The following is an 8,740-nucleotide window of genomic DNA, read 5'->3' on the forward strand; positions in this document are numbered from 1 at the left end:
GTATCCTCAACCTTAAGTCAAACCAGAGGAGTATTTTGTGGATATTTTTTATTTATTGCGCCAATTATACGAGAATAAAGGTTCAGATCTGTTGCTGGCCAGCAGAAATTTCCCTTCTTTACGCATTAACAATGCCTTAGCCAAGATCGGGGATAGCGTATTAAGCGTTGAAAATGTTGAGGCGCTGGTCACCCAAATCATCAGCAAGGAAGACCTGGCAGAATTTAAAGCCTGCAAAGAGCTCGACACTTCTTACGAAGACGAACAAAGCCGTTATCGGATCAACCTCCACTACCAAATGGGGGGGATTGGAGCGACAATCCGCCTGGTCCCAAAACAGATCCCGACTTTGGAGACCCTAAACCTCCCGGCAATCGTCAAATCATTTACCAAGCTGGAGCGGGGACTGGTCCTCGTCACGGGACCAACCGGTTGCGGCAAATCAACTACTCAGGCTTCAATGATCGACCAGATCAACTCAACCCGCCCCTGCCATGTCGTAACAATCGAAGACCCGATCGAGTTCGTCCACACGCCAAAACAAGCGATCATCGAACAGCGTGAGGTCGGCCTTGACACCAACTCCTTTGCTGAAGCGTTAAAGCGAGTCCTCCGCCAGGCTCCGGATGTCATTCTAGTCGGTGAAATGCGCGACCTGGAATCGATCCAAATGGCGATCACCGCGGCGGAAACCGGCCACTTTGTCATTTCTACCCTGCACACGCAGGACGCGGTCCAAAGCATTGACCGTATCATCGACGTCTTCCCGCCCCACCAACAAACCCAGGTCAGGACACAGCTCTCTTTAACTCTGCATGGGATCATCTCCCAGCAATTGATCCCCAGAGCGGATAAAAAGGGATTGGTAGGGGCTTATGAGATCCTAAGGGCCACCTCTGGCATCCGTAACATCATCCGCAAAGGTTCAACCCAGGAGATCTTTTCAATGATGGAGATCGGCAGTCAAACCGGCATGCAAACCATGGATGCCTCGCTTCTGGCGCTATTAAAAAACAATCAGATCACCGGCGAACAAGCCCTTACCTACGCGATAAACCGGGACAGAATGGAAAAGCTGATCAGTGGCGCTGCCTAGTTTCCTGATCAAAAACACCCCAAAACTAAAACACATCAGGGAGATCCGTGATAAATTGGCTGACCCCTCCCTCCACACAGTTTGTGAATCAGCATCCTGCCCGAACATCGGCGAATGCTTTTCCCAGGGGACCTGCACTTTTATGATCATGGGGAATATATGCAGCCGGCATTGCGCTTTTTGCGGGGTCGGCAAGGGAGAACCCCTCCCCCTCAGCCCTGAAGAACCCGTTAAAGTAGCAGCCGCGGCTAAAAAACTCGGGCTCAAATATGTTGTGATAACTTCGGTCACCAGGGACGATCTGCCGGACGGAGGGAGCCTCCATTTTGCCGAAACCATTATGGCGGTAAAAGCCGAACTGCCGGAAGCTTCGGTCGAGGTCCTGATCCCTGATTTTCAAGGAGACCCCCAGGCACTGCAAACTGTCCTGCAAGCCAACCCGACTGTTTTAAATCATAATATTGAAACCCTCCCCAGGCTGTACCCGCGGGTCAGGCCGCAGGCAAACTACCAGCAATCACTAAAAGTTCTAAGAAGCGCCGCCGAGAGCGGTGTTTACACTAAGAGCGGTTTTATGGTAGGATTAGGAGAAGAAAAGGGCGAGATTATAGGAGTTCTGGCCGATTTGCGTCATGCCGGCTGTGATTTTGTTACCATTGGCCAGTATCTTCCACCTTCACGGCGGCATCTTCCGGCCGATCGCTTTGTTACACCGGAAGAATTCGAAGAATATGAAGAGGTTGGCCGGCAGATGGGCTTCCTGAAAGTTGAGTCAGGCCCTTTTGTCCGGAGTTCCTATCATGCCAAGGAGATCTTAAAAAACAATGCAAAAGTTTGAGGAAGCCCAAAGATTATTAAAACTGCCGATCTACGTTTTTGCCCAGGCTGACAAATTAAAAGCGGAAAAAGCCGCGCAAGGGGTCGATCTTATCGATATGGGGATGGGGAACCCGGATATCCCCCCGCCAAAAGAAGCGATCGCCACCTTGGTTGATTCGTTAAAAAATCCTGAGATCCACCGCTACCCTTCATTTGAAGGAGCGCCTGAATTCAAGGAAGCAGTCGCCGGCTGGTGCAAAAAACAATATGACATCAATATCGACCCGGACCACGAGGTCGTCACCCTGATCGGCTCCAAAGAAGGGGTCGTCCATTTTACTTTTGCATACGTCAATCCGGGCGACTTTACCCTGGTCCCGATGCCGGCGTATCCCGCCCATTTCCGGGGGACCATTCTGGCCGGTGGCGAAGCGATCGCCCTGCCGACGACCGAACATAAGAATTACCTGCCCGACCTGAAGATAGTTGTTCCCGGCATCGCCGACAAAGCCAAGATCATGTTCTTGAGCTTTCCGACCAACCCGACCGGGGCGCTGGCGCCGCGGGAATTCTTTGAAGAAGCGGTCGCTTTCTGCAAAAAACACAATATTATTCTGGTCCACGATTTTGCCTATGCCGAGATCTATTTTAACGGCCAAAAGCCGCTCTCGATCTTTTCTATCCCTGGAGCCAAAGATATTGCCATTGAATTCCACACCACTTCCAAGACCTTTGGCATGCCCGGCTGGCGCTGCGGCTTTGCCGTCGGCAACCGGGCCCTGATCGAATCGCTCCGCAAGATCAAGACCAATTTGGACTATGGGCTTTTTACCGCCGTGCAGAAAGCGGCGATCACCGCCTTCAACCAGAAGAACGGCTACATTGACCAGGTTCGCGCCACCTACCAGCGCCGGCGCGACGTTTTAGTCGACGGCCTTAACGCCCTCGGCTGGAAGATCAAAAAACCAAAAGGATCGATGTATGTCTGGATCCCTGTCCCGCAGGGGTTTGACTCGACCGAATTTACCATGCACCTGGTTGATAAGACCGGCGTCGTCGTTTCGCCGGGGGTCGCGTTCGGCGATATCGGCGAAGGGTATGTCAGGGCCGCTCTGGTCGTTCCCGAAGACCGGATCTGCCAGGCACTCGAGCGGATGGAAAAAGCCGGCATCAAGTACAATGGATAGACCGGTCATTGGGATCACCATGGGTGATCCGGCTGGTATCGGCCCGGAGATCTGCGCCAAAGCCGTTACTTCCCGTGAGATCCAAAGTGTCGCCCGCTGCATCGTCATTGGCGACAGCGGGGTCCTGCGGTTGGGTTTGCAAGCGGCCAAGATCAAAGGGATTGACCTGCACCCGCTGGCGCGCGTTTCCGACGCCCTCTTCCAACCAAAAACTATCGACCTTTTTGACCTCAACAACGTCGACCTCCCCAGGCTCAAGCTCGGCCAGGTCTCTAAAATGGCGGGACGGGCCGCTTTTGAATATATCGACAAAGCAATTGACCTGGCGCTGGCCAAAGAGATCGACGCGATCACGACCGGCCCGATCAATAAAGAGTCGATCCGCAAAGCCGGCTTCCGTTTTGACGGCCACACCGAGATCCTGGCGGCCAAGACCAAAAGCAAAAAATACGCCATGATGTTTGTTTCGGAAAAACTCTGGTTGATGCTGGCTACCACCCATCTTCCATTAAACTCCGTCAGCCGCCACCTCAAAAAAAAGAAACTCGTCGCCCAGATCAAAATGGCGCACGATTTTCTCCTGGCCGACCGGGGGAAAAAGCCGCGGATCGGGGTCGCGGGACTCAACCCGCACGCCGGCGAGAACGGGATCTTCGGCAAAGAAGAGCTTAAAATAATCAAGCCGGCGGTCGAGGAAGCGAGAAAAATTGGGGTCGATGTCGAAGGGCCGATCTCTCCCGACGCGATCTTTTTTCTGGCCAACAGCGGTAAGTACGATATCGTCATCGCCATGTATCACGACCAGGGACTGATCCCGCTCAAACTTCTCTCGTTTAACCACTCGGTCAATGTCACGGTCGGCCTGCCGATCGTCCGGACCTCCGTTGACCACGGAACAGGCTTCAATATTGCCGGCAAGGGGTGGGCCAGCCCGGACAGTCTGATCGCGGCGATCAAAGTTGCCGCCCATTTTGCCCGCCGCAAATGACCCCTACCCTGGCCGAGGTCACCCGGCAGCTGCTTGAAGTTTACAATCGTTTTCCCCGTAAAAGGCTGGGCCAACATTTCCTGATCGACCCGCAGGTCGTCGCCAGGATCATCTCCGCTGCTGAACTGGGAAAAGACGACCTGGTGGTCGAGATCGGCTCCGGCCTGGGAGTGGTCACGGCCGAGTTGGGCAAAGCGGTCTACCACCTGATCGCCGTCGAGATCGACCAGGAACTGGTTAGCATCAGCAAAAAAATCCTGGCCCCTCTGCCCAACATTAGCTTTGTGCCGCAGGATATCCTGAAGACCGACCTTGCTGATCTGGCACTCGGGCGACATTATAAAGTTGTCGGCAACCTTCCTTATTACATTACCTCTCCCATCGTTGAAAAGATCCTGACCGCTTCGGCCAAACCGGAACTTGCGGTGGTCATGACCCAAAAAGAAGTGGCCGAAAGAATGGTCGCCAAGCCGGGCACAAAGAATTACGGCTCGTTCTCGATCTTCTGTCAGTTTTACGCCGTGGTTGAGCTCTGCTCGCTCGTCTCAAAGTCCTCTTTTCTCCCCTGGCCGGAGGTCAGCTCGGCAATAGTTAAGCTTGTCCCTTATAAGACGGCAAAGTATCCGGTCAAGGATGAACATTTGTTTTTTGATATCGTCCATGCCGCTTTTCAGCAGCGGCGAAAAAAAATGCGGAATTCATTGGCCAGGTTCGAAGTAGTTAACTCTCCGGTTGACCTGGACCGGCGACCGGAAACAGTTTCAATTGAAGAGTTTGCCGCCATCACCAACGCTATATAGCGTATTTCCTATTTTATGTATTTGGCAATATAAGAAACACTGACCCCGCCGGCACTGGAAAAATCCCCGCCAACATAAATATTGCCTGACCCGTCAAGCGCGACCGCCCGGACCAGGTTCCCGTCCAACCCGCTCCCAAACGCTTCCCAGGTCGCTCCATCATAAGCGGCCAGACCGTTAACGGTCACGCCCCCAGCGGCAGCAAATTTACCGGCAATATATATTTTACCTGATGAGTCGGCAACTATGCTGGAAACCATTTCTCCGTCACTGGCCCCAACCGGTAGTTGCTCCCAAGACGATCCGTCAAATCGGCTTAAAATTCGTTTATCCGAGGTCGTTGAATCTATCAAAGCCCCTCCGGCAAAGATATTGGCAGTCACCGGCGCTATCGCGTTAATATAATAACTTCGGCCACTCGACAGATCTGACCAGCTTACCCCGTTCCAGCTGGCGATCCGATTGGCATTTACCCCGGAAACTGTATTAAGGAAAGACCCTCCGGCAACAAGACGATAAGTAGAGTTGGAAGCAACCGCATGGACCGGGCTATCGGTCCCGCCAGCTAAATTGCGCCACGCCAGTCCATCCCAGGCGGCAGCGTTAGAAACAATATTCCCGCCAGCCGAAGTAAACGACCCGCCGACATAAAGCATGCCGGCCGAATCAAACGCCAGCGCGTAGATCTCCCCGTTTACTCCGCCACCGACATCCTGCCAGACGGTGCCGTTCCAGCGGGCAAGGTTGGAGACTGACACATCGCCATCGCTGTTATGGGCAGTGGTAAAATTGCCGCCGGCGTAAATATTGCCGCTGGAGTCCCTGGCCAAAGCGTTGACTACTCCGCTAAGCCCTTTGCCAAGCGGTTCCCATCTGGTCCCGTTCCAACGGGCAATATGTCTGGTGTCGGCGATCCCGTTGGCCTCGTCAAAAGAGCCGGCAGCGATCAAAACCCCGCTGTCATCAAAGATCAAGGCATAAACCGGCGCGTCCATCCCGCCGCCGATCTTTTGCCAGCCGCTGGCCGGCAAAGTGGTGGTGGTCGTCGTCACGACCGAAGAATCGCCGCAGCCATTGGCATAAGCCAAAGCGACCAGGATCAAACCATAAATTAAAGCGTGCCACCAGAATATTCCTTTAAACATTATTGCGTCCTCCATAACGAAAAAGCTTTGCACCGGTATTATACAACAACGTTATTGCTCTCGCTTGACCGAAAACCAGGTCAGGCAATCAAAAGGGAGGCCGGCTTCGTTGATCAAAACTTTTTCCACGGCAGCTAATTTAATTTTATACCCTTCTTCCTCAAAGATCGTTTTAAGTTCCGGATAAAGCTCGGCTTGCTCGATGATCGCTTTTACACAGCTGTTATCGTCCAAATATTTTTTCCTTTGTTTCCAAAGAGGGGCGCCGCTTGCTGCCGCGGCCAACCGTTGGGAAAGCGTTTTGTCTGACCCAAAGGCCTTTTCCAATCGGCCAATGAACAGAATATCAATCTTCCTGTCTTTTGGAAGTTTTTTAATGATTCTAGACAATAACGCGATCTGATCATCGAGTGGCAGGCTTGAGTTTGAACGGAAGCGGGCAACCCCATGATTGAGGGGACTTTCGGAGATAGACAGGCTGATCGCCTTATTTTGCCGGTCAATAACCGACCAGGTTGTTTCCTTTAACTCCTGATCGCGGCTGACCTGGACGTCGGCCGGAAAACCGCAACCAGCGGTGATCACCGCCAGCAAAGAGAGGGCCAGCCAGGCAGGCTTAACATTTCTCAGCATTTCTAGTATTATAGCTTATTATGATGAAAGGCAAAATAACTGTTGTTGGAGCTGGCAACGTCGGGGCCCAGTGCACCTACCGGCTTGCCCAGCGCGAGATCAGCGAGGTCGTTTTAATTGACGTGGTCGAAGGGTTGCCTCAGGGGAAAGCGCTCGACATGTCGCAAGCCGGAGCGATCGATGGTTATAACAGCAGGATCCTCGGCACCAACAATTACGCCGACACCAAAGATTCAAAGGTGGTAGTGATCACCGCCGGCCTGGCAAGAAAGCCGGGAATGTCGCGCGACGACCTGATCCATAAGAACGCCGAGATAATCAAAGGGGTTGTTGAAAATATCTGCCGGCACTCCCCTAACGCCGTTTTGCTTGTCGTGACCAACCCGCTCGATGTCATGACCTACCAGGCGTTAAAAGTTTCCGGATTCCCGGCTAACCGGGTTATTGGGATGGCCCCCCTGCTTGACGCCGCGAGAATGAAACATTTTATTGCCGAGCTGGCCAAGGTCCCGGTCAAAGAGGTTTATGCCGAGGTCCTGGGAAGCCACGGCGACCTGATGGTCCCGATCCCGCGCCTGTCGACAGTCAGGGGAACACCGATCACCGAGCTTTTTTCGCCGGAACAGGTAAAACAGGTCATAGACAAAACCACCAATGGCGGAGCAGAAATTGTCGCCCTGCTGAAGACCGGCTCCGCTTATTACGCTCCGGGCTCGGCCGCCGCCCAAATGGCGGAAGCGATCGTCCGTGACACCAAACAGCTCTTCGGCACCTGCGTCCTTCTCTCCGGGATATACGGAATAAACGATGTCTGCCTCGGGGTCCCTGCCCGACTGGGAAAGAACGGGGTCGCGGAGATCGTCGCCGTCAAATTGACCGATGAAGAGCTTGGCGCTCTGCAAAAAGCGGGGGAAGCGGCCAAGAAGCTCTGTGATATCTTGCATAAATAATTATACTTATTTTCCTACTTGACCTTACCATATTAGGTATATTACAATGTCTTAACTTTATGAAGGCATACGCTTTCTTGGTCGATTATAAGCGTTTGTGTTTCTATGTATTAAGCGATCAAATAAAAAGGAGAAAAAATGAAATTTTCACACAAAATTATTATTGGTTTTTTGGTTTTGTCTTTTTGCGCTACGCTTGGCTTTGCCGATCTAAAGCCCATTTCTTCGGCTGCTAAGAATTTTTCGGTCACCTCAAACACTTCTACTTTAAATAATTTATTCTATTCAGTCCGCCTCGACACCTCGAGCACATTAGCCGCCAAAATAGACAAGGCTAAAGTCCAGGTCGGTATCACTATAGTGACCAGCAATATTGGCCAGCCTTATACAGATACATCTTATCTCGCTGTTGATGGTCTCCCAAAAACTATCGGCCTACCCAAAGGAACCTATAGTTTTACTTTGGTTTACTATCGCGCTGATGTAGGTACTGTGCTCGTTTCTAAGCTAACAAGTATAAAAATAGATTCGCCAAAAAATATTATTTTTGATAAATATGTTATATTTTATGAACCACCCTTGACTAAAGCAACTGAACATGGCACTTACATCACGTCAAAAGCAGCAGAAGCAGAGAAAAACATGAATACAAAGTTACTTCCTTAACAACCACCTCCGTATTCAAACAGCCGGCAAGAGTTTTTCTACCGGCTGTTTTTTTATATCTTGTTTTTCCTAATAGAACATACTATAACCTGCGCAAATCGGCCGCCGCGGTTAAACAATTGCTCGCTCTTCTGCAGAATTAACCCTCTGTCCATTTTTCCAGTTGCAAATCATATAGGGGGGGGATATAATCTCTCTACCCTGAAGAAAAAAGCGTTCTTGGTCGATTGGGGGTATAATGACCTTACCCCATCTTCCGTACCATTATGAATTAGAGTAATTCCCGCTGCAAGCCAACTCTTTGGCCACCTCCTTTTCTGTAAATTCCTCCGGCGTCAGATAGCCCAGCGAAATATGCGGCCTGACCTGATTGTAATCCAGCCGCCAATCCTCTATTAACTTCCTGGCATGCCCCAGATTGATGAACCAGTGTTCATTCAGGCATTCGTCCCGGAG

Annotated in this window: 10 protein-coding genes; 7 read left to right on the plus strand and 3 right to left on the minus strand. The window is 51.6% G+C overall.

Going from position 1 to position 8,740, the window contains the following annotated elements; translation table 11 throughout:
- Positions 1-37: 37 nt before the first annotated feature.
- From KKF06_05890 to rsmA, 5 genes are read left to right on the plus strand one after another with little or no spacing between them, the layout of a single operon-like run.
- Positions 38-1,096, plus strand: coding sequence for a PilT/PilU family type 4a pilus ATPase (locus tag KKF06_05890; protein MBU1617281.1), 1,059 nt, complete (start codon positions 38-40; stop codon positions 1,094-1,096).
- On the plus strand, positions 1,083-1,934 hold the full coding sequence (lipA, locus tag KKF06_05895) for a lipoyl synthase (GenBank protein MBU1617282.1): 852 nt from the start codon (positions 1,083-1,085) through the stop codon (positions 1,932-1,934). Before KKF06_05890 ends, lipA begins: the two co-directional genes overlap by 14 nt.
- Complete coding sequence (locus KKF06_05900; GenBank protein ID MBU1617283.1) at positions 1,921-3,102, plus strand: LL-diaminopimelate aminotransferase; 1,182 nt, start codon at positions 1,921-1,923, stop codon at positions 3,100-3,102. Before lipA ends, KKF06_05900 begins: the two co-directional genes overlap by 14 nt.
- Positions 3,095-4,090, plus strand: coding sequence for a 4-hydroxythreonine-4-phosphate dehydrogenase PdxA (gene pdxA / locus KKF06_05905; protein MBU1617284.1), 996 nt, complete (start codon positions 3,095-3,097; stop codon positions 4,088-4,090). The genes KKF06_05900 and pdxA overlap by 8 nt, the downstream gene beginning before the upstream one ends.
- A complete protein-coding gene (gene rsmA, locus KKF06_05910) occupies positions 4,087-4,890 on the plus strand; it encodes a ribosomal RNA small subunit methyltransferase A (GenBank protein MBU1617285.1) in 804 nt (267 codons plus the stop codon). Before pdxA ends, rsmA begins: the two co-directional genes overlap by 4 nt.
- Positions 4,891-4,898: 8 nt before the next feature.
- Here the strand turns inward: rsmA and KKF06_05915 are convergent, their stop codons facing one another.
- Positions 4,899-6,035 carry a hypothetical protein gene (locus tag KKF06_05915; protein MBU1617286.1) on the minus strand — a complete coding sequence of 379 codons (1,137 nt, stop codon included), beginning with the start codon at positions 6,033-6,035 and terminating at the stop codon, positions 4,899-4,901.
- A 51-nt stretch (positions 6,036-6,086) separates the two neighbouring features.
- On the minus strand, positions 6,087-6,668 hold the full coding sequence (locus tag KKF06_05920; GenBank protein ID MBU1617287.1) for a hypothetical protein: 582 nt from the start codon (positions 6,666-6,668) through the stop codon (positions 6,087-6,089).
- Between the two features lie 23 nt (positions 6,669-6,691).
- Here KKF06_05920 and mdh point away from each other — a divergent pair, with 23 nt between their 5' ends.
- Together mdh and KKF06_05930 are read left to right on the plus strand one after the other, a co-directional pair.
- Positions 6,692-7,618: a malate dehydrogenase gene (gene mdh, locus KKF06_05925; protein ID MBU1617288.1), complete on the plus strand. Its 927-nt coding sequence runs from the start codon at positions 6,692-6,694 to the stop codon at positions 7,616-7,618.
- Positions 7,619-7,756: 138 nt separating this feature from the next.
- Positions 7,757-8,284, plus strand: a complete 528-nt coding sequence (locus KKF06_05930; protein ID MBU1617289.1) for a hypothetical protein — start codon at positions 7,757-7,759, stop codon at positions 8,282-8,284.
- A 264-nt stretch (positions 8,285-8,548) separates the two neighbouring features.
- Here the strand turns inward: KKF06_05930 and KKF06_05935 are convergent.
- A partial coding sequence (locus KKF06_05935; protein ID MBU1617290.1) for a transposase occupies positions 8,549-8,740 on the minus strand: 192 nt, incomplete at its 5' end.

This window comes from Candidatus Margulisiibacteriota bacterium (genome assembly GCA_018822365.1).
Lineage (GTDB): Bacteria > Margulisbacteria > WOR-1 > O2-12-FULL-45-9 > XYB2-FULL-48-7 > XYB2-FULL-45-9.

Excerpts from the sequence above, each read along its gene's own strand:
- KKF06_05900 (MBU1617283.1), top strand. The coding sequence starts at position 1,921 with ATGCAAAAGTTTGAGGAAGCCCAAAGATTATTAAAACTGCCGATCTAC.
- mdh (MBU1617288.1), top strand. The coding sequence starts at position 6,692 with ATGAAAGGCAAAATAACTGTTGTTGGAGCTGGCAACGTCGGGGCCCAG.
- pdxA (MBU1617284.1), top strand. The coding sequence starts at position 3,095 with ATGGATAGACCGGTCATTGGGATCACCATGGGTGATCCGGCTGGTATC.
- KKF06_05930 (MBU1617289.1), top strand. The coding sequence starts at position 7,757 with ATGAAATTTTCACACAAAATTATTATTGGTTTTTTGGTTTTGTCTTTT.
- KKF06_05915 (MBU1617286.1), bottom strand. The coding sequence starts at position 6,035 with ATGTTTAAAGGAATATTCTGGTGGCACGCTTTAATTTATGGTTTGATC.
- rsmA (MBU1617285.1), top strand. The coding sequence starts at position 4,087 with ATGACCCCTACCCTGGCCGAGGTCACCCGGCAGCTGCTTGAAGTTTAC.
- KKF06_05920 (MBU1617287.1), bottom strand. The coding sequence starts at position 6,668 with ATGCTGAGAAATGTTAAGCCTGCCTGGCTGGCCCTCTCTTTGCTGGCG.